The sequence below is a fragment of the Cupriavidus gilardii genome, from assembly GCF_017598945.1.
In the GTDB taxonomy this organism is placed as follows: domain Bacteria; phylum Pseudomonadota; class Gammaproteobacteria; order Burkholderiales; family Burkholderiaceae; genus Cupriavidus; species Cupriavidus gilardii_E.
This window is the reverse complement of the sequence record NZ_JAGFTW010000045.1, coordinates 191,697-210,278: the sequence shown is the minus strand read 5'-3', so window position 1 is coordinate 210,278 and position 18,582 is coordinate 191,697. Positions and strand designations below refer to the sequence as shown.

Genomic DNA, 18,582 nt, shown 5'->3' with positions numbered 1-18,582 from the left:
TTTCAACGGCCATAGACCGCATCGGCGGCGATACCGACATCGAGCCGGATCAGCGGCAACGGCGGCGGATCGAGCGTCAACCGCAACGCCTGATAGGTGGCCTCGCTCGACAGGCCGTAGGGCGCGGCGTCGTTGTTGTCGAACGCGTAGTAGACCTCCTGCACGCCGCTGATCACCAGCGCCGCCAGGCACATCGGGCACGGATGGCCGCTGGCATAGACCGCGCAGCCGCGCAGATCCGGGCTCTGCAGGCGCCGGCTGGCGGCGCGGATCGCCTCCATTTCGGCGTGGCTGGTCGGGTCGTGGCTGTGGACGATGCCGTTGACGCCGGTGGCGATCAGCTGGCCGTCGCGGGCCAGCACGGCGCCGAAGGGCCGGCCGCCGCGCGCGCGGTTGGCCTGCGCCAGATGCACGGCCTCGCGCAACAGGGATTCGTGGTTGGACATGGGGACGCCTCGCGAAAAAAGAGCCTGCGGGTAGAGGAGCAGACTGTACGCGCGCGCTTGGCAATTGGGAAATTAAATGATGGAATGCGTCGCAGTGACAAATCAAATACCTGCGTTGAACGACATCCTCGATCCCCAGCTGCTGCGCAGCTTCGTCGCCGTGGCCGACAGCGGCAGCTTCACCCGCGCGGCCGAACGCGTCCATCTGACCCAGTCGACCGTCAGCCAGCAATTGCGCCGGCTCGAGGAGCAGTGCGGCTGCGTGCTGCTGGATCGCGGCGGGCGCTATGTCACGCCGACGCCCGAAGGCGAACGCCTGCTCGGCTATGCGCGCCGGATCCTGCAGCTGTCGGGAGAAGCCGTCGCATTGATCCGCGACAGCGCGGTGCAGGGCGAGATCCGGCTCGGCGTGCCGGAAGACTTCGCGGCGCAGACGCTGACGCCGGTGCTGGCGGATTTCGCCGACGCCTGGCCGGGCGTGCGGCTCGAGGTCACCAGCGGCCTGAGCCACGAGCTATGGCAGGGCTTCCAGGAGGGCGAGTTCGATCTGACGCTGATCAAGCAGCGCGAGGGCAGCGCCGCCGGGCTGGCGAGCTGGCCGGAGCCGCTGTGCTGGATCGACAGCAGGCGGCGGCCGGCCTTCGAGCGCGAGCCGGTGCCGCTGGCCGTCTTCCCCGGCGGCGCGTTGTATCGCGGCGAGATGACGCACGCGATCGAGGCGAGCGGGCGGCGCTGGCGCATCGGCTTCGTCAGCGCCAGCCTCGCCAGCCTGAGCTCGGCGGTGGCCGATGGCCTGGGCATCAGCCTGCTGCCGCGCCGCGTGATCACGCGCGCGCACCGCGTGCTCGAGGAACCGACGCTGATCGGCGCGGTGCCGCCGGTCGAGCTGAGCCTGCATGTCAGGCCGGAGCCGTCGGCACCCGCCCGCGACATGGCGGCACGGCTGCAGGCGATGTGCGATGCCGCGATGCGACGCGACCAGCGGCGCTGAACGCCGCAGGCAGCGGCGGCGCAATCAGCGGTCCGTGCGGATCGGCCCGTACTCGACCGGCACCCAGGTATAGCCGTTGCCGTCGGCACGCACATGGCCGATGCCCGGGAACGGCAGATGCATGCCGGCGACCCATAGCTTGTTGCGCGCGGCATCGTGGAACAAGCGCTTGCGCGTACGTACCGCCGCGCGGCTGTCCACGTCGAACTCGATCGCCACGTCGGGCCGGCGGAACTGCACCGCGTGGCTGTGCACGATATCGCCCCAAACCAGCAGGCTCTGCGCCTTGCCGTTCTTTTCCGATCGCAGCAGATAGCCGGTATGGCCCGGTGTGTGCCCATACGCGGCCACCGAGGCGATGCCCGGCAGGAGCTCGTCGCCCGCCTTGAAGGTACGGAAACGGCCGCCCGCCTGGTAGGGCGCCACCGCATCGCGCGCCATCTTGAAGTAGGGCTGCGCCTCGGCCGGGGCCTTGTCGGCGATGTCCTGCGACAGCCAGTAGTCGGCGTCCATCTGCGACGCATAGACCGTGGCGGTCGGGAATACCGGCTTGCCGTCGACCGTCAGCCCGCAGGCGTGGTCGCCATGCAGATGGGTCAGCAGCACCGTGTCGATCTGCATCGGGTCGTAGCCGGCCGCGCGCACGTTGTCGACGATCTTGCCCATCGTCGGGCCGAAGCAGCCGCCGGCGCCCGTGTCGATCAGCACCAGGTTCTTGCCGGTGTGGATCAGGAACCCGTTGACCGCGGTTTGTACGCCCGGGGTCGATTCGACGAACATGCGCGCCAGCAGGGTTTGCACCTCGCGCGCGCTGGTATTGCGCAGCAGCTTCGGGTCCACGTCGATATAGCCGTCATACAGCGCGGTGATCTCGAACTCGCCGAGCATCATCCGGTAATAGCCGGGCACCTGGCTCTGCTGCTGCGCCGGCACGCCTTGCGCGTGGCTCGGCACGCTGGTCAGCGCCGCGCACGACAAGGCGGCGGCCAGGGCCAGGGGGAGAAAACGACGCGGGAAGACGAAACGGGACGAACTCATGCGGCGCTCCATGCGAAGAACGGTGATTGGCGCAATGACGAGAACAACAGACCGAAATACGGGCTGGCGCTAATGTATCACTCGTCACATTTTCCCGCAGACCCTCACTCCGCCCCCGGCAGCCGGTATGGCACGCTGCCGTGCTCGTTGGTCGCCTCGACCAGCCGGATCAGATAGAGCAGGAACCGTTCGCGATCGGCCGGCGGCAAATGGTCGACCGTGCGATCGTGCGCGCGCTGGACTGCCGCCTCCATCTTCCTGACCAGCGTCTTGCCCTTGCGGGTGAGCTTGACCAGCTTGACCCGCCGGTCCGTCTCGCTTTGCCGCCGCTGCAGCAGTCCCCGCGTCTCGAGCCGGGGAATGACCTCGGCGACCGTGGTCCGCTCCAGCCCCACCTCGAGCGCCACGGTGTTCTGGTCGAGCTCGCCGTGCTGCTCCAGCGCGGTCAACAGGCTGTACTGGACCGGCGTGATGCCGAACGGCTCGGTCTCCTCCAGAAACAGCGAGCAGTGAACCTGATGCAGGCGGCGGATCAGAAAACCGGGGCGTCCGAGCAGCGTGGAGCGATGCCGGGCGGCATCGATCTCCGTCTTGATGGCGATGGGGCGTTTGGTGGTCGTCATGCGGTGTGGTGGTCAGAAACGATGGCTCCGCGTCGTCGGCAGATTGGCGCCAGGTCAAGCACGAGCCGTTCCAGAGGGGCTTCGGTGGCCCATTATCGCCGAATAGGTGGCATACCCCGTATTGCACAGCAAAGGGGCACGCCCGCTGCCGGCGGCGTCCGTCTACGCCGGTTCGCGGTGCGCCGGCACCAGCGTCGCGCATGCCGAACTGACCCCGATAAGTGGCATACCCCGTATTTAATGTAACGGCCAGAGAACCGGAAAGCCTTGCGCCGCAACGGTTTGCGGCGAGGCCGGGGCCAACGCCGGCACGCACTGGCAAAGTTCTTGCGTTTTGCAGGCAGCGTTTCCAACCCACGAGGCCAGCATGACTGCAAGCAATCGCGACATCGTTCTACGGCAGGGCCGCGTCATCGATCCGGACGCCGGCATCGACGCGGTGTGCGACGTATGGATCCGCAACGGGCGCATCGCCGCGATAGGCGACAGTTCGCTGGCGTTGCCCGCCGAGGCGGCCGCTGCCGACGTGATCGATTGCCGCGGCAAGCTGGTATTGCCGGGCCTGATCGATACGCACGCTCACGTGTACCAGTACGTGACCGGGCGCTTCGGCCTGAACGCGGACATGTGCGGCGTGCAGTCCGGCGTCACCACGCTGATCGATCAGGGCGGCGCGAGCTGCATGACGCTGCCCGGCTTCCGGCACTACGTCGCCGAGCCGGCCAGCAGCCGGATCTACGCCTTCCTGTCGGCCTATCTGGTGGGCGGGCTCGAAGGCCATTACTACGCCGAGCTGTATCGGCCTGAATGTGTCGATGTCGATGCCACGGTGAAGGCGGCGCTCGCCAATGCCGATCTGGTGCGCGGCATCAAGGCCCACGCCGAACTCGGCGGGTTTGCGCGCTGGGGCGTCGAGGTGATGCGCGCCTCGGCGGAGATCGGCCGTCAGACCGGACTGCCGGTCTATGTCCACTTCGGCCAGCTGTGGCCGATGCCCGGTCACGCCGAGCACGAAGTCGATCCCGACACGATCCTCGAGCAGGTGGTCGACATGCTCAAGCCCGGCGATGTGCTGGCGCACCCGTTCAGCCGCCATCCGGGCGGCTTCGTCAACCGCGACGGCACCGTGCACCCGCTGGCGCGCGAAGCGGCCGCGCGCGGCCTGAAGATCGATGTCGGCCACGGTTCGCACTTCAGCTACCGGATGGCGCGCACCGTGCTGGAGGCCGGCATCGTGCCCGATACGCTCGGTGCCGACATGCATGGCTACAACACGCACGTGCCCGCGCCGGCAGGCACGCCGGCCGAACATCCGGACCAGGACCATATGTTCCTCGGCCGGGTCCGCTTCAGCCTGGTGTCGGCGATGACCAGCATGCTGGCGCTCGGCCTGCCGCTCGATCACGTGGTACGCATGGCGACCGTCAATGCCGCGCGCATGGCCGGACTGAACGATGGCGCGGGCACGCTGCGCGTCGGCGCCGAAGCCAATGTCTCGGTGCTCGAAGACCTGCGCGGCCGCTGGGTTCTTGCCGACAACGAGGGCACCCAGGTGGTGGCCGAGCGGATGCTGGAGCCGGCGTTCTGCCTGCGCGCCGGACAGCGCTTCGACGCCGGCGCGCCGATCCTGCCCGTGGCGCAGGTCGCGTAGGGAGATCGCCATGACGACCCCGTGGAGCAGCGAGGAGAACGGCAAGGACAGCGGCAAGGGCAGGGACAAGGACAGCGGCATCGGCGCGCGGCTGCGCCGCAAGGAGGATGACCGCTTTCTGCGCGGCCGCGGCGACTATGTCGCCAACTTGCGCATGGTCGGCATGCGCGACGTCGCGTTCGTGCGCAGTCCGCTGGCGCATGGGCGCATCCGCGGCATCGAGAAGCCCGACGGGCTGGCCGACGCGGTGTTCACGCTGGCCGATCTCGATGGCGTGCGCCCGATCGTCGCCAACTCCGGGCTCGCGGGTTTCAAGCCGTCGGCGCAGCCGGTGCTGGCCGACGGCAAGGTGCGCCAGGTCGGCGAGATGATCGCGATGTGTGTGGCACCGACGCGCGCGCAGGCCGAGGACATCGCCGCCCAGGTCTTCGTCGACTTCGACGAACTGCCCGCGGTGGTCGACATGCTGGCCGCTCGCGAGCCCGGCGCGCCGCTGGTGCACGACCACTGGGGCGACAACGTCTTTCTGGAGACCGCCGTGGGCTTCGATGCCGACAACGAGGCCGCGCTGGCGGCGATCCGCGCCAGCGCGCCGATCCATGTCGCACGCACGCTGCGTACCGCGCGCCAGAGCATGGCGCCGATGGAGGGCCGCGGCGTGGTCGCCTGGTGGGACCGCCGGCTGGCCCAGCTGGTGGTGGTCACCGCCGCGCAGATGCCGCATATCAATCGCACGGGCCTCGCAGGCTGCCTGGGCCTCGACGAAGGCCAGGTACGCGTGATCTCGCCCGACGTCGGCGGCGGCTTCGGCTACAAGGGCATCCTGCTGCCGGAAGAGGTCTGCGTCGCCTGGCTGGCGATGCGGCTGGGGCGGCCGGTGCGCTGGATCGAGGATCGGCGCGAGCAGCTGACCGCCAATGCGAATTGCCGCGAACACGCCTACCGCATCGACGCCTGGGCCGATCGCGATGGCCGGCTGCTGGCGGTCGACTGCGAGGCCACGGTCGATTCCGGCTGCTATTCGTCGTATCCGTTCTCGGCGTGCCTCGAAGCCGCACAGGTCGGCAGCATCCTGCCCGGGCCTTACATGATGGCGCGCTATCGCTGCCGCACCTGGTCGGTGGCGACCAACAAGCCGCCGATCCTGCCGTATCGCGGCGTGGCGCGCACCGGCGTCTGCTTCGCGATCGAGAGCGTGATGGACGCGATTGCGGTGCAGGCCGGCCTGGAGCCGTACGAGGTGCGCCTGCGCAATCTGGTGCCGCCCGAGCGCATGCCGTTCGACAACATCACCGGCAAGCATTTCGACAGCGGCGACTATCCCGAATGCGTGCGCCGCGCCGTCGCGGCCATCGACCTGCCGGGCCTGCGCGCGCGCCAGCAGCGCGGCGAGCCCGACGGCCGCCGCATTGGCGTCGGGCTGGCGGTGTTCTGCGAGCAGGGCGCGCATGGCACCTCGGTCTATCACGGCTGGGGCATTCCGATGGTGCCGGGCCGCGAGCCGGCCGTGGTGCGGCTGACGCCGGACGGCGTGCTCGAAGTCCGGGCCGGCGTGCATTCGCACGGGCAGAGCATGGAAACCACGCTGGCCCAGATCGCGCACGAGGTGCTCGGCGTCGATACCGATCAGGTGCGCGTGCTGCTCGGCGATACCGCGATCACCCCGTATTCCACCGGCACCTGGGGCTCGCGCTCGATCGTGATGGCGGGCGGCGCGGTGGGGCAGGCCTGCAAGCAATTGCGCTCGCGCCTGCTGCGTATCGGTGCCCACCTGCTCGGCATGCCGGAGCCGGCGGTGCGCTGGCAAGACGGTGCGGTGGTGGCCGATGGCGGAGGCCGCGTGACGCTGGCCGAGCTGGCGCGGGTCTGGTACCTGCAGCCGCAGAAGTTGCCGGCCGATGCCGATCCGGCCGGCCTCGAAGTCATGACGACCTATCAGGCGACGCGCGACACCGGCACCTTCAGCTATGCCTGCCACGCGGTCGCCGTCGCGGTCGATACCGAGCTCGGCAAGGTCGAACTGCTCGACTACGCGATCGTCGAGGACGGCGGCGTGCTGATCAATCCGATGGTGGTCGACGGCCAGGTCTACGGCGGCGCGGCGCAGGGCATCGGCACCGCGCTGTACGAGGAGATGCGCTACAGCGACGACGGCCAGCCGCTGGCCTCGACGCTGGCCGACTATCTGCTGCCCGGCGCCACCGAAGTGCCGGCGATCCGCATCGACCATATGGAAACGCCGGCGCCCTATACCGAGTTCGGCCAGAAGGGCATCGGCGAGAGCGGGGCGATCGGCTCGCCCGCCGCGATCGTCAACGCGATCAACGACGCGCTGCGGCCGCTCGGCGCCGAGCTGCGCGAGCTGCCGGCAAGCCCGCGCGCCATTCTGGCCGCGCTGGAAACGGCGCGCGCCGCACAGGCAGGCCAGTCGAGTCCGATGCCGTCGTCGGCCGAGGAGGTGGCGGCATGAAACCGGCACCGTTCGACTATCAGCGGCCCGCGACCGTCGACTCGGCCGTTGCCGCGCTGGCGGCCGGCGGGGGCTTTGCCAAGGCCGTCGGCGGCGGCCAGTCGCTCGGCCCCATGCTGAACCTGCGGCTCGCGCAGCCCGCCGAGCTGATCGATCTGCGCGGCATCGCCGCCTTGCGCGAGTGCCGCGACGAGGGCGCGGCGGTACGGCTCGGCGCGGGCATCACGCATGCCGAGATCGAGGACGGGCGCGTGCCCGACCCCAGCCGCGGCCTGATGCCGTGGGTCGCGCGCGGCATCGCCTATCGCGCCGTGCGCAATCGCGGCACGCTGGGCGGCAGCCTGGCCCATGCCGACCCCGCCGCCGACTGGATCAACGCGATGGCGCTGCTCGACGCCAGCTGCATCGTGGCCGGCCCGCGCGGCGAGCGGGAGGTCGCGCAGCGCGACTGGATGGCCGGGGCGTTCACCACGGCGCTGGCGGAGGACGAAGTGCTGCTCGCGGTCAGCGTCAAGCGGCTGAGCCCCGGCGCCCGCTGGAGCTACTACAAGGTCAACCGCAAGCCGGGCGAATTCGCCGAGGCGATCTGCGGCTTCGTCGACGACGCGGCACAGGGCTGGCGTCGCGCGGTGATCGGCGCCATCGACGGCGCGCCCTTCGTGATCGACGATGCCGGCGAACTGATCGACCGCTGGGACGAAGCGTTGGCGCATCGCCACCTGCGCGCGGCCGGGCTCGAACCCGGCACGCACGAATACCAGCTGCACGCGGTCGCGCTGCGGCGTGCCGCAGCCGCGCTGGCGGCCTTTACCGGAGAGGACGCATGACATCCCCCATGCCTGTCGAACTGCGCGTCAACGGCGAGCGCGTCAGCGCCGCCGTCGAGCCGCGCACGCATCTGGCCGACTTCCTGCGCGAACAGCTGAATCTGACCGGCACCAATCTCGGCTGCGAGCAGGGCGTCTGCGGCGCCTGCACCTTGCACGTGGACGGCGTGCCGATGCGCTCCTGCACGGTGCTGGCGGTCGGCTGCGCAGGCGCCGAGGTGCGCACCATCGAGGACTTCGATGCCGACCCGGTGATGGCGCAGCTGCGCGACGCCTTCAGCGCCGAACACGCGCTGCAATGCGGCTATTGCACGCCTGGCATGCTGGCCACCGCGCGCGACATCGTGCTGCGCCTGCCGGATGCCGACGATGCGCGCATCCGCCTAGAGCTGTCGGGCAATCTGTGCCGCTGCACCGGTTATGTCGGTCTGGTGCGGGCGATACGCAGCGTGCTCGACGCACGCCGGGCCGCCCGCGCGGCGATCCGCTGACAAGAACCAACGCGAGCCACGAGGCCGATCCCCGCATGGAACTCCAACAGACCTTCCTGCTGCCATTCGCGCGCGACGCGGTATGGCGCTGCTTCCACGATACCGAAGGCGTGGTCGCCTGCCTGCCCGGGGCCGCGCTGTCGGCGCCGCCGCACGATGGCCGGCTGCCGTTGACGATGACCGTCAAGCTCGGCCCGATCGTCGCGGCCTTTGCCGGCGAGGGCGAGATGCGTCTGGACGATGCCCACTATCGCGGCGCGGTGGCCGGCACCGGCGCGGACCGCAAGAGCGGCTCGCGCGTCAAGGGCGAGGCGGCATTCTCGCTGCACGACGTCGAGGATGTGTCCGGCATGCCGGCGACGCGCGTCGACATCGCGGTCGACTATGCGATCGCCGGCAGCCTGGCGCAGTTCTCGCGCGGCGGCATCGTGCGCGAACTGGCTGGCCGGCTGACCGCAGCCTTTGCCGCCAACCTGCGCCGCAAGCTCGAGGCCGAGGCCGGCCCGGCCGCCGCTGCGGCGCCGACGGTGGCTGCCGTCGCCGTGGCCGAGCCGCCTGCCTTCGTCGAGACGGCGCCCGCCGTGCCCCGACAGGCGCCGGCCGATGTGCCCGCCAACGCGCCGCTCGATCTGAACGCGCTGCTCTGGCCCGCGTTGTGGGCACGCCTGCGGCAGTGGCTGTCGTTCGGCCGCCGCTGAATTCACCGTCCCCTCCCTTCATTCGCCCCAAAAAACCTGTCCCGTGACGAGGTATGCCATGACCCCCAAGCTGTTCCGTACCGCGCTGCTGTCCGCGCTCCTGATGGGCGCCACCGCGCTGGCCCACGCCCAGTCCACCATCCGCATCGGCGCGCCGCTGGCGCTGACCGGGGGCCTGGCCGACGAAGGCAAGAAGCAGCAGGTGGCCTACGACATGTGGCTCAAGCGGGTCAATGCCGCCGGCGGCATCAACGTCGGCGGCACCAAGCGCAAAGTCGAGCTGATCACCTACGACTACCAGTCCGACGAGAAGCGCGCGCAGCAGATGGCGGAGAAGCTGATCACGCAGGACAAGGTCGAATTCCTGACCGCCCCGTTCGGCTCCGGGCATACCAAGGTGGTGGCGGGCGTGGCCGAACGCTACGGCGTACCGGTGATGGCGTCCGCCGCATCGTCCGAGTCGGTGTTCGACCAGGGCTACAAGTATCTGTTCGGCACGCTGGCGCCGAACGGCGGCCTGGTCGACTCGATGATCCGCACCTTCACCGCGCAGATGCCGGCGGTCAGGAAGATCGCGATCCTGGGCCGCGAGGATGTGTTCCCGCGCTCGATGGCCGCGACGATGAAGGCGCATGCCGAGAAGGCGGGCCTCAAGGTGGTCCACAACGAGTATTTCCCGGTGGGCGCGCTCGACCACTCGGCATCGCTGTCGCGCATCAAGGCATCGGGCGCCGACTGGATCTACATCACCGGCTATACCAAGGACCTGATCCTGGTGCGCAAGCAGATGGCCGACCTGGGCACCACCGCGCCGATCATCACGATGATCACCGGTCCGGCCTACCAGGAGTTCATCGACGCGCTGGGCCCGCTGGCCAACAACGTCAGCAGCGCAACCTGGTGGCATCAGTCCTCGCAATACAAGGCCGACGACGTGTTCGGTTCCACCAAGGCCTTTTACGACGAATTCGTCGCCCGCGAGAAGCATGACCCCGACTACGTGCACGCGTCCGCCGCGGCGGCGCTGATCGCCCTGCAGAAGGCCATCGAAAAGGCCGGCACCACGCAGGGCGCCAAGGTGCGCGACGCGCTGGCCTCGCTCGACACGATGACGTTCTACGGCCCGATCAAGTTCGGCTCCAACGGCATGAATGCCGGGCGCGACCTGCCGATCATCCAGGTCCAGTCGGGCAAGGTCGCCGTGCTGTATCCGCAGGCCGTCAAGCAGGCCAACCTCGTCGCCGTGCGCTGACGCGAACCGCCGGAAGCCACCGCCATGAGCCTCTACGCACAAATCGTCGTCAACGGCCTGATGCTTGGCGCGCTCTACGCCTGCATCGCCGTCGGCTTTTCGCTGGTCTGGGGCGTGCTGAACGTCATCAACATGCTGCACGGGTCGTTCATCGTGCTCGGCGGCTATCTGGCCTACTTCGCGTGGCTGCACTGGCAGGTCAGCCCCTTCGTGATGCTGCTGGCGGTGTCGGCGGGGTTGTTCGTGCTCGGCTTCCTGCTGCAGTACGGGCTGGTCAACCGCGTCGTGTCGCAGCCGGTGCTGACCACGCTGACGCTGACCTTCGGCCTGGACATGATCCTCTACAACCTGATGAACCTCTGGTTCGACGCGACGCCGCGCAGAATCTCGCTGGACCTCGGGCGGCTGGATCTGGGCGGCGTGATCGTGCCGAACGACCGGCTGCTGGCGATGCTGCTGGCGCTGGCGATGACCGGCCTGCTCTATCTGGTGCTGCGCAGCTCGCGCATCGGCCGCGCCATCGTCGCGGTGCGGATGGACCGCGACGCCGCCACGCTGATGGGCATCCGCGTCGGCCGGGTCTACGCCATCACCTTCGGCATCGGCGCGCTGATGGCCGGCGCCTGCGGCGTGCTGATGTCGGTGGTGTTCCCGATCACCACCAATATCACCGGCCTGCTGCTGGGCAAGGCCTTCGTGATCTGCGTGATCGGCGGGCTCGGCACGGTGCCTGGGGCACTGGTCGGCGGCCTCGCGCTGGGGCTGATCGAGAGCGTGGCGGGCAACTTCCTCGGCGCGCAGAGCGCGATCCTGGTCGGCTCGCTGCTGATGCTGGTCCTGTTGATGACGCGGCCCACCGGGCTGATCGGCAAGCGAGGCTACCAATGAACGCCAACCGTTTCCCCGGGCTCGGTGCCCATGTCGTGTTCGCCGGCGGCGTGCTGTTGCTGGCGGCGATGCCCTTCCTCGCCGACAACTACTTCGTGCGGCTCGCCACGTTCGTCTGCATGTACGGGGCGCTGGCGCTGTCGTGGAACTTCATCGGCGGCTATGCCGGCTATCCCTCGTTCTCGACCGCGGCCTTTGTCGGCCTGGGCAGCTATGTCGGCGGCCTGCTGCAGAACGCGGGCGTGCCGATGGTGCTGGCCTGGCTCGGCGCCACCGTGTTCGTCAGCCTGTTCGCCGCGCTGCTGGGCGGCGCGATCCTGCGGATGAAGGGCCATTACTTCGCGATCGGCTCGATCACGCTGGTCGAGGTGCTGCGCATGGTCGCCTCGCTGTGGGTCGATGTGACCGGCGGCGGCGACGGGCTCAATATCCGCATCCTCAGCGGCGGGCCGGATTTCGCCGGGCGAGTCTTCCTGTACGCGATGCTCGCGGTGATGCTGTGCGCGTGGGCCACCACGCTGGCGGTCGACCGCTCGCGCCTGGGCTTCGGCCTGCGTTGCATCAGCCAGAACGAGGAGGCCGCCGATATGGTCGGCATCGACACCAACCGCTACAAGACCGCGGCCTATACGCTGTCGGCGGTCTATTGCGGCACCGTCGGCGCGATCTACGCGTCGTGGGTGTCGTATATCGCGCCGACCGATGCGTTCGGCATCCTGCTGACGCTGAAGGTGCCGGTGATGGCGATGCTGGGCGGCCTGGGCACCGTCTATGGGCCGCTGGTCGGCGCCACCGCCTTCGTGCTGATGGAGGAAACCATCTGGGCGCGCTTCCTCGATTACCACCAGGCGATTCTCGGCGTGGTGATCGTGCTGCTGATCTTCTTCCTGCCCGGCGGTCTGCTGAAGATCGACTATCGCGGCCGGCTGTCCCGCATCAAGTCGGCCATGGGTTCGCGCGCCGGCCGCGCCGCCGCGACGGAGGTGCGCTGATGGGCAAGCTGCTGGAAGTCCAGGCACTGGACAAGCATTTTGGCGGGCTGCACGCGACCCGCCAGGTCAGCTTCACGCTGGAGGAAGGCGAGATCGTCGGACTGATCGGGCCGAACGGCGCGGGCAAGACCACGCTGGTCAATCTGATCACCGGCGTGGTGCGTGCCGACGGCGGCTCGGTCGTGTTCCGCGGGCGCGACGTCACGGCGCAGCGGCCCTGGCAGGCGGCGCGCAGCGGCCTGGCGCGGACCTTCCAGATCGTGCAGCCGTTTCCGCAGATGACGGTGCTGGAGAACGTGTGCGCCGGCGCGCTGTTCGCCGGCCACGCGGCCAGCATGGCGCAGGCCCAGCGCGACGCGATGGAGCATCTCGAATTCGTCGGCCTGGCGCACGAGGCGCGGCGCCCCGCCACCGCGCTGACGCTGCCGTCGCGCAAGCGGCTGGAGCTTGCCAAGAGCCTGGCGATGCGGCCGCGCCTGCTGCTGCTCGACGAGGTCAATGCCGGGCTGAACAGCGCCGAGATCGACCAGGCGCTGGCGCTGATGCGCGCGATTGCGGCGCGCGGCGTCACCATCCTGCTGATCGAACACCTGATGAAGGTGGTGATGTCGTTGAGCCAGCGCATCCTGGTGCTGCATCAGGGCGAGCTGATCGCGCAGGGCGAGCCGCAGGCGGTCATCCGCGACCCGCGCGTGGTGGAGGCCTATCTGGGCAGCAAGTTTGCCGCGCGACAGGCGGCGCATGGCGCAGCCGCGACGCCGGCTGCGGAAGCCACCACGGAGGTCCACTGATGAACGTCCAGACCAACGCCGCCATGGGTGCCCGCGCCACCGGGATGCCGACCGGCGTGGCCGCGCCCGCCAACACGCCGCTGCTGGAGATCGCCGGCCTGCGCGCCGGCTACGGCGACGTGCAGGTGCTGTGGGGCATCGACCTGCAGGTCCCGGCCGGCGAGATTACCTGCATCGTCGGCTCCAACGGCGCCGGCAAATCGACGCTGCTGCGGACCATCTCGGGCATGGTCAAGCCCACCGGCGGCCGGCTGACGTTTGCCGGCAAGGACATGACCGGCGCCAGTCCCGACGCGATGCTGCGCGCCGGCGTCGCGCATGTGCCCGAGGGGCGGCGGCTGTTTCGCGGCCTGTCGATCCGCGACAACCTGCTGCTGGGCGCCTATCTGCGCAGCGACAGCCGTGCCGACATCGAGGCCGATCTCGACTTCGTCTTCACCATGTTTCCGATCCTGAAGACACGCCAGAAGCAGGACGCCACCACGCTGTCCGGCGGCGAGCAGCAGATGTGTGCGATCGGCCGGGGCATCATGTCGCGCCCGCAGCTGCTGATGATCGACGAGCTGTCGCTGGGGCTGGCCCCGCGCGCGGTCGAGAACCTCGGCGAGGCGCTGCTGCAGATCAACCGCGCCGGGCTGACCATCCTGCTGGTCGAGCAGGACGTGCTGACGGCATTCGAGCTGGCCCGCCATGCCAACGTGGTCGAGACCGGGCGCGTGTCGCTCGCCGGGGAAACGCGGCTGCTGGCCGACGATCCGCGCGTGCGGCACGCCTATATGGGCATGTGAGCGGAGGCGAGGGCGGCAATGAAAGCGATCGATCCGAATGAAGAGGCCCGCCGGGCCGCCAATGCCCGCGTGCTGGCGCGGCTGATCTCGGTGCAACCCGCCTGGACCGCGGTCAGGCCGGCGCGCGAGGCGCTGGGCCTGGACCGGGACCACCATATGCTGCTGCACGCCGGCCCCCCGTTGACGGACCCGTGCCGGCCACCGCCGCCGTTGCTGGCTTCGGCCGTACTGTGTTGCCTGCACGAGGGCTGGGCCAGCGATGTCGCGGCGGCGCAGCGTTTGATCGCCTGCGGCCGCGTGGCATTGCGGTCCGCCCAGGACTTCGGCGCGGTGACGCCGCTCGCGGCGCTGATTTCGCCTTCGTCGGCGCTGGTGGAGGTCACCGATCTGGCGGCTCCCGGCGCGCAGTCCGCTCGGCTCGATCAAGCCGCTGGTGGCCGGGCGTGGTCGCTGCTCGGCAGCGGCGCGGGACCGCAATTGCGCTTCGGCAGCCGGGATCCGGCCATCCTGCCCAGACTGGCGTGGCGCGATGGCCCGCTGGCGCGCCGGCTGAACGCCGTGCTGGCCGCCGGACCGCTGCCGTTGCTGCCGCTGGCGGCAGCCGGACTGGCCGGCGGCGACGACCTGCATGCGCGGACCACCGCGGCCAACACGGCCTTGTGCGAGCGGCTGTTGCCGGCGTTGGACGCAAGCCGCGATGGGGCGGGGAACGCTGCGGATGGCGACGACGTGCAGGCCGTCGCCCAGATGCTGCGCCAGACGCCGCTGTTTTTCCTGACGCTGTGGATGGCGGCCTGCCATCTGATGCTCGGCCGCGCCGCCGATGGCGGCCGCGATGCGGCCTCGACCTTGGTCGTGGCGCTGGCCGGCAATGGCGAACGGGTCGGCATCCGCGTCGCGGGCCAGCCGCATCGCTGGCATACCGCGCCGGCCGCCGCACCCGCGGGCCCGCCGCTGAACGCATCGGCGGCCGCGGCCACTGCCTCGCCGGTGGTGGGCGACAGCGGGGTCATCGACGCGTTGGGCTGCGGCGGGCAGGCGCTGTCTGGCGCGCCGGAGATCGCCGGCGTGCTGGCGCCCTGGCTGCCGGCCGATTGGCCCCAGCGTCCAGGCGCCTTGCTGGCCGGCCGGCATCCGGGTCTGGCACCGCAGGGGTTGCCCGTCGGTCTCGATGCCGCGAGCGTGGCACCGGGTCGCGAGCCGCTGACCGCGATCGCGATGATCGATGCCGCCGGCGAACTGGGCCTGCTCGGCCGCGGCCTGTTGGTGCCGCCTGCGGAGCTGTTCGCGCGCGCCGTGCGGGACATCGCCACGGCCTGACGCGGCCTTGGCCTGAGGCTGCCGCCCTCCCGTCAGAGCCCGCAATCCGCAGGCACCGCCTGCTCGCTTTCCCCACGCTTGCCGCCACTGTGCCGTCCCCCTATAGTCGGGCCAATGTCCTTCAAATCGGGAAACGGCATGACCACTAGCGATTCCGCTTCGAAACGGCCGGGCGCCGGCGCTGCTGCGCCGGCCGAGGCCGACCCGCGCGGCCAGGCCGCGCAGCCGCCGGTATCCGAGCGCATCCGCGCCCGGCTGGTCGCCGCGCGCCAGCGCTTTCACGCCAACGACAATATCTCGCGCTTTATCGAGCCGGGCGAACTGGACCTGTTGTCGAAGGAGGTCGAGGGCAAGCTGGCCGACGTGCTGCGCAGCCTGGTGATCGATATCGACAACGATCACAACACGCAGGAGACCGCGCGCCGCGTCGCCAAGATGTACATGAAGGAGATCTTCGCCGGCCGCTATGTGCATGCGCCCAGCGTGACCGAGTTTCCCAATGTCGAGCAGCTCAGCGAACTGATGATCGTCGGTCCGATCCGCGTGCGCAGCGCCTGTTCGCACCATCTGTGCCCGATCATCGGCAAGCTGTGGGTCGGCGTCATGCCCAACCAGCATTCGAATCTGATCGGCCTGTCCAAGTATGCGCGGCTGGCCGAATGGATCATGTGCCGTCCGCAGATTCAGGAGGAAGCGGTCAGCCAGATGGCCGACCTGCTGCAGCAGAAGATGAATCCCGACGGCCTGGCCATCGTGATGGAGGCCGAGCACTTCTGCATGCACTGGCGGGGCGTGCGCGACACCGACGCGAAGATGACCAACAGCGTGATGCGCGGCTCGTTCCTGAAGAACGACAGCCTGCGCCGCGAATTCCTGACCCTGCTCAATCTGAACCGCGGCTGAAGGAGGCCATCATGCTAGTTCGTCTGCTTTACGCCAGCCGCGCGCGCCAGCCCGCCGACGAGGATCTGGTCGACACCATCGTCGCCACCAGCATCGAACGCAATCCGGCACAGGGCATCACCGGCGTGCTGTGCTATGGCAACGGCGTGTTTCTGCAGGCGCTGGAAGGCGCCCGCGCCGAGGTGTCGGCCCTCTATCACCGGATCGCACAGGACCCGCGCCACGAGGACGTGGTGCTGCTGCACTACGAGGAAATCGGGGAGCGGGAGTTCGCCGGCTGGGCGATGGGACTGGTCGATACCTGCCGCATCAATACCGCCACGCTGCTGAAGTATTTCCCGCGTGCGGAATTCGATCCCTACCGCACCAGCGGACGCGCCTCGCTGGCGCTGCTGGGCGAATTGATCGCGGGCAATGCGGTGGTGGCGCGCAGCGCGGAACGGCCGCGCTATTGAAGGGCATTCCGATAGGACTGGCAGACGCCGTCCTCGCCGCGAACGCGGCGACCCAGCGGCTCCGCGAGACGCTGGGCGCCCGCAGGCGCGGGAATGACGAAGCGGCCGTCAGTCCTTGCCGAGCTCGTGGCCGATATAGCCGCCGACGGCCGCGCCGCCGATCGTGCCCCACGGGCTGCCGTCACTGACTTCGTGTCCGATCGCGCCGCCGGCAACCGCGCCGCCCAAGGTACAGCCCTGCATCGAGATGGTCATCGCGCCCGCCGCAACGAGCGTTGCAATCAGCTTCCACATGATGATCTCCTGAGCGGCGTGGTTGCCGCCTGATGCGTCCAGCTTAGGTCCGACCGGACCGGCGTCGATTCCGCCCTGGACTGAATTGCCTGTAGGAAAGAGACGACACCCCGTGCGGCGGCGACGTCACAACGACCGCCCGGTTGTGCGCCGCGGCATGCCGCAGCGGCATGCCGGCCATGCCGACGCCGCGCTTGAGCGGCACCCGGCCGCACGCGATCATCGTGGCACCGTTCCGGCCATTCCCGGACTAGGAGAGACGATGCCCGCGCGGTCCACGCCCACTCTGGAGTTCTGGTTCGAGTTCGGCAGCAACTACAGCTATCTGAGCGCGATGCGGATCGAGCCGCTTGCGGCCCGGCACGGTGTCGCGCTGCTGTGGAAGCCCTTTCTGCTCGGCCCGGTGTTCGCCGCGCACGGCTGGCAGGGCTCGCCCTTCGTGGTGCAGCGCGCCAAGGGCGCCTACGCGATGATCGACACTGCCCGCCAGTGCGCCAAATATGGCCTGCCATGGCGGCAGCCGAGCCAGTTTCCGCGTCGCGCGCTGCTGCCGATGCGCGTGGCCTTGCTCGGTGCCGAGGAGCCCTGGATCGGCGCCTATTGCCGCCGCATCATGCGGATGAATTTCGCCGAGGACCGCGACATCGACAACCCGGAGGCGGTCGGCGAGGCCCTGGCCGAACTGGGTCTGCCGGCCGACGCGCTGCTGTCCGCGGCGGTGTTGCGGCAGAACAAGGAGGCGCTGCGCGTGCAGACCGAGCGGGCGCTGCAGCGCGGCATCTTCGGCGCACCGACCTTCTTCGTCGGCGAGCAGATGTTCTGGGGCAACGACCGGCTCGAAGACGCCCTGGCGCTGGCGGCCGAGCCGCACGCGAACGCCTGATCCGCACGGGGCGGGGCACGCCGCGACGCGTGCTACCATCCTCGCCCCATGCCGACCAATATCGAAATCAAGGCCCGCGTCGACGACCGCGACGCCCTGGCGCCCCTCGCGGCCGAACTGGCCGACCACGGTCCCGAGCTGCTCGAGCAGGACGATACCTTCTTCCATTGCGGCAATGGCCGGCTCAAGCTGCGCGCGTTTCCGTCCGGGCGGGGCGAGCTGATCTTCTATCGCCGCGCCGACGACAGCGGCCCCAAGCCCAGCCACTACCAGATCGTGCCGACCTCCGAGCCGGACCAGCTGCGCGCCGCGCTGTCGGCCGCCTACGGCGAGGCCGGGCGCGTGCGCAAGGCCCGCATCCTCTACCTGGTCGGCCGCACCCGCGTGCATCTGGACCGCGTCGACGGGCTGGGCGACTTCCTGGAGCTGGAAGTGGTGCTGCGCGATGGCGAAGCGGCCGAGCACGGCGTGGCGGAAGCGCATGCGCTGCTGCGCAAGCTCGGCATCGACGCCAGCCAGCTGGTGCCCACCGCCTATGTCGACCTGCTGCAACAAAGAGGCTGAGCCGGGCCGGCTTTTCGCAGACGGCTTGATTCCCGCGCCGCCGCCGCTGCCATTCCCGTGAACACCCTGATTTGCACCCGCTTTGATGTAGTACATACTGAACGTCCATTCGGTAAACGCTACATCAAGGGCGATGCCGCGAAGCGCCGCAGGCCGGCGTTGGGCCGGGGACGAGCGCGAACCCGGTTGACGTGGCATGCTTGCACGGTTCAGCACG

At 69.4% G+C, this 18,582-nt stretch carries 20 protein-coding genes; 16 read left to right on the top strand and 4 right to left on the bottom strand.

What is annotated here, in order from left to right; genetic code table 11:
• Positions 1-2 precede the first annotated feature (2 nt).
• The gene (locus J5T34_RS16980; protein ID WP_208580983.1) at positions 3-446 is read right to left on the bottom strand and encodes a nucleoside deaminase; all 444 of its coding nucleotides are present in this window, start codon (positions 444-446) and stop codon (positions 3-5) included.
• A gap of 124 nt (positions 447-570) precedes the next feature.
• Here J5T34_RS16980 and J5T34_RS16975 point away from each other — a divergent pair, with 124 nt between their 5' ends.
• On the top strand, positions 571-1,437 hold the full coding sequence (locus J5T34_RS16975; protein ID WP_432207678.1) for a LysR family transcriptional regulator: 867 nt from the start codon (positions 571-573) through the stop codon (positions 1,435-1,437).
• Positions 1,438-1,461: 24 nt separating this feature from the next.
• Here J5T34_RS16975 and J5T34_RS16970 read toward each other — a convergent pair whose 3' ends face one another.
• Complete coding sequence (locus J5T34_RS16970; RefSeq protein WP_208580981.1) at positions 1,462-2,475, bottom strand: MBL fold metallo-hydrolase; 1,014 nt, start codon at positions 2,473-2,475, stop codon at positions 1,462-1,464.
• A 104-nt stretch (positions 2,476-2,579) separates the two neighbouring features.
• Positions 2,580-3,098 (bottom strand): MarR family winged helix-turn-helix transcriptional regulator, encoded by a 519-nt coding sequence (locus J5T34_RS16965; protein ID WP_208580979.1) that lies wholly within the window; start codon positions 3,096-3,098, stop codon positions 2,580-2,582.
• Between the two features lie 367 nt (positions 3,099-3,465).
• On the opposite strand from J5T34_RS16965, the gene J5T34_RS16960 reads away from it, so the two are divergent.
• The 13 genes from J5T34_RS16960 (at position 3,466) to J5T34_RS16900 (ending at position 16,624) form a co-directional block, all read left to right on the top strand.
• Positions 3,466-4,749, top strand: a complete 1,284-nt coding sequence (locus J5T34_RS16960; protein ID WP_208580977.1) for an amidohydrolase/deacetylase family metallohydrolase — start codon at positions 3,466-3,468, stop codon at positions 4,747-4,749.
• Positions 4,750-4,759: 10 nt separating this feature from the next.
• Positions 4,760-7,219 (top strand): xanthine dehydrogenase family protein molybdopterin-binding subunit, encoded by a 2,460-nt coding sequence (locus J5T34_RS16955; RefSeq protein ID WP_208580975.1) that lies wholly within the window; start codon positions 4,760-4,762, stop codon positions 7,217-7,219.
• Positions 7,216-8,046, top strand: a complete 831-nt coding sequence (locus J5T34_RS16950; protein WP_208580973.1) for an FAD binding domain-containing protein — start codon at positions 7,216-7,218, stop codon at positions 8,044-8,046. Before J5T34_RS16955 ends, J5T34_RS16950 begins: the two co-directional genes overlap by 4 nt.
• Entirely contained in the window at positions 8,043-8,537 is a 495-nt protein-coding gene (locus J5T34_RS16945; RefSeq protein ID WP_208580971.1) for a (2Fe-2S)-binding protein, read from the top strand. Before J5T34_RS16950 ends, J5T34_RS16945 begins: the two co-directional genes overlap by 4 nt.
• A 35-nt stretch (positions 8,538-8,572) precedes the next feature.
• Positions 8,573-9,235: an SRPBCC family protein gene (locus tag J5T34_RS16940; protein ID WP_208580969.1), complete on the top strand. Its 663-nt coding sequence runs from the start codon at positions 8,573-8,575 to the stop codon at positions 9,233-9,235.
• Positions 9,236-9,293: 58 nt separating this feature from the next.
• Positions 9,294-10,487, top strand: coding sequence for an amino acid ABC transporter substrate-binding protein (locus tag J5T34_RS16935; RefSeq protein WP_208580967.1), 1,194 nt, complete (start codon positions 9,294-9,296; stop codon positions 10,485-10,487).
• Between the two features lie 24 nt (positions 10,488-10,511).
• Positions 10,512-11,375, top strand: a complete 864-nt coding sequence (locus J5T34_RS16930; protein WP_174106256.1) for a branched-chain amino acid ABC transporter permease — start codon at positions 10,512-10,514, stop codon at positions 11,373-11,375.
• Positions 11,372-12,367, top strand: coding sequence for a branched-chain amino acid ABC transporter permease (locus tag J5T34_RS16925; protein ID WP_208580965.1), 996 nt, complete (start codon positions 11,372-11,374; stop codon positions 12,365-12,367). The genes J5T34_RS16930 and J5T34_RS16925 overlap by 4 nt, the downstream gene beginning before the upstream one ends.
• Positions 12,367-13,158, top strand: a complete 792-nt coding sequence (locus J5T34_RS16920) for an ABC transporter ATP-binding protein (RefSeq protein ID WP_208580963.1) — start codon at positions 12,367-12,369, stop codon at positions 13,156-13,158. Before J5T34_RS16925 ends, J5T34_RS16920 begins: the two co-directional genes overlap by 1 nt.
• On the top strand, positions 13,158-13,946 hold the full coding sequence (locus tag J5T34_RS16915; protein ID WP_244259001.1) for an ABC transporter ATP-binding protein: 789 nt from the start codon (positions 13,158-13,160) through the stop codon (positions 13,944-13,946). Before J5T34_RS16920 ends, J5T34_RS16915 begins: the two co-directional genes overlap by 1 nt.
• A gap of 18 nt (positions 13,947-13,964) precedes the next feature.
• Positions 13,965-15,266 carry a DUF1116 domain-containing protein gene (locus tag J5T34_RS16910; protein WP_208580961.1) on the top strand — a complete coding sequence of 434 codons (1,302 nt, stop codon included), beginning with the start codon at positions 13,965-13,967 and terminating at the stop codon, positions 15,264-15,266.
• 138 nt (positions 15,267-15,404) lie between these two features.
• On the top strand, positions 15,405-16,169 hold the full coding sequence (folE, locus tag J5T34_RS16905; protein ID WP_244259000.1) for a GTP cyclohydrolase I: 765 nt from the start codon (positions 15,405-15,407) through the stop codon (positions 16,167-16,169).
• Positions 16,170-16,180: 11 nt separating this feature from the next.
• Positions 16,181-16,624, top strand: a complete 444-nt coding sequence (locus J5T34_RS16900) for a BLUF domain-containing protein (RefSeq protein ID WP_208580957.1) — start codon at positions 16,181-16,183, stop codon at positions 16,622-16,624.
• A 108-nt stretch (positions 16,625-16,732) separates the two neighbouring features.
• On the opposite strand, the gene J5T34_RS16895 is transcribed toward J5T34_RS16900, so the two are convergent.
• Positions 16,733-16,918 carry a glycine zipper 2TM domain-containing protein gene (locus J5T34_RS16895; protein ID WP_053823305.1) on the bottom strand — a complete coding sequence of 62 codons (186 nt, stop codon included), beginning with the start codon at positions 16,916-16,918 and terminating at the stop codon, positions 16,733-16,735.
• A 262-nt stretch (positions 16,919-17,180) separates the two neighbouring features.
• On the opposite strand from J5T34_RS16895, the gene J5T34_RS16890 reads away from it, so the two are divergent.
• A complete protein-coding gene (locus J5T34_RS16890; RefSeq protein ID WP_208580955.1) occupies positions 17,181-17,801 on the top strand; it encodes a 2-hydroxychromene-2-carboxylate isomerase in 621 nt (206 codons plus the stop codon).
• A gap of 48 nt (positions 17,802-17,849) precedes the next feature.
• The gene (locus J5T34_RS16885) at positions 17,850-18,365 is read left to right on the top strand and encodes a class IV adenylate cyclase (protein WP_208580953.1); all 516 of its coding nucleotides are present in this window, start codon (positions 17,850-17,852) and stop codon (positions 18,363-18,365) included.
• Positions 18,366-18,582 lie beyond the last annotated feature (217 nt).

Coding starts and splice junctions, on each gene's coding strand:
- J5T34_RS16955 (WP_208580975.1), top strand. CDS start 4,760: ATGACGACCCCGTGGAGCAGCGAGGAGAACGGCAAGGACAGCGGCAAG.
- folE (WP_244259000.1), top strand. CDS start 15,405: ATGACCACTAGCGATTCCGCTTCGAAACGGCCGGGCGCCGGCGCTGCT.
- J5T34_RS16920 (WP_208580963.1), top strand. CDS start 12,367: ATGGGCAAGCTGCTGGAAGTCCAGGCACTGGACAAGCATTTTGGCGGG.
- J5T34_RS16940 (WP_208580969.1), top strand. CDS start 8,573: ATGGAACTCCAACAGACCTTCCTGCTGCCATTCGCGCGCGACGCGGTA.
- J5T34_RS16965 (WP_208580979.1), bottom strand. CDS start 3,098: ATGACGACCACCAAACGCCCCATCGCCATCAAGACGGAGATCGATGCC.
- J5T34_RS16890 (WP_208580955.1), top strand. CDS start 17,181: ATGCCCGCGCGGTCCACGCCCACTCTGGAGTTCTGGTTCGAGTTCGGC.
- J5T34_RS16970 (WP_208580981.1), bottom strand. CDS start 2,475: ATGAGTTCGTCCCGTTTCGTCTTCCCGCGTCGTTTTCTCCCCCTGGCC.
- J5T34_RS16915 (WP_244259001.1), top strand. CDS start 13,158: ATGAACGTCCAGACCAACGCCGCCATGGGTGCCCGCGCCACCGGGATG.
- J5T34_RS16925 (WP_208580965.1), top strand. CDS start 11,372: ATGAACGCCAACCGTTTCCCCGGGCTCGGTGCCCATGTCGTGTTCGCC.
- J5T34_RS16900 (WP_208580957.1), top strand. CDS start 16,181: ATGCTAGTTCGTCTGCTTTACGCCAGCCGCGCGCGCCAGCCCGCCGAC.
- J5T34_RS16950 (WP_208580973.1), top strand. CDS start 7,216: ATGAAACCGGCACCGTTCGACTATCAGCGGCCCGCGACCGTCGACTCG.
- J5T34_RS16885 (WP_208580953.1), top strand. CDS start 17,850: ATGCCGACCAATATCGAAATCAAGGCCCGCGTCGACGACCGCGACGCC.
- J5T34_RS16945 (WP_208580971.1), top strand. CDS start 8,043: ATGACATCCCCCATGCCTGTCGAACTGCGCGTCAACGGCGAGCGCGTC.
- J5T34_RS16935 (WP_208580967.1), top strand. CDS start 9,294: ATGACCCCCAAGCTGTTCCGTACCGCGCTGCTGTCCGCGCTCCTGATG.
- J5T34_RS16910 (WP_208580961.1), top strand. CDS start 13,965: ATGAAAGCGATCGATCCGAATGAAGAGGCCCGCCGGGCCGCCAATGCC.
- J5T34_RS16980 (WP_208580983.1), bottom strand. CDS start 446: ATGTCCAACCACGAATCCCTGTTGCGCGAGGCCGTGCATCTGGCGCAG.
- J5T34_RS16930 (WP_174106256.1), top strand. CDS start 10,512: ATGAGCCTCTACGCACAAATCGTCGTCAACGGCCTGATGCTTGGCGCG.
- J5T34_RS16960 (WP_208580977.1), top strand. CDS start 3,466: ATGACTGCAAGCAATCGCGACATCGTTCTACGGCAGGGCCGCGTCATC.
- J5T34_RS16895 (WP_053823305.1), bottom strand. CDS start 16,918: ATGTGGAAGCTGATTGCAACGCTCGTTGCGGCGGGCGCGATGACCATC.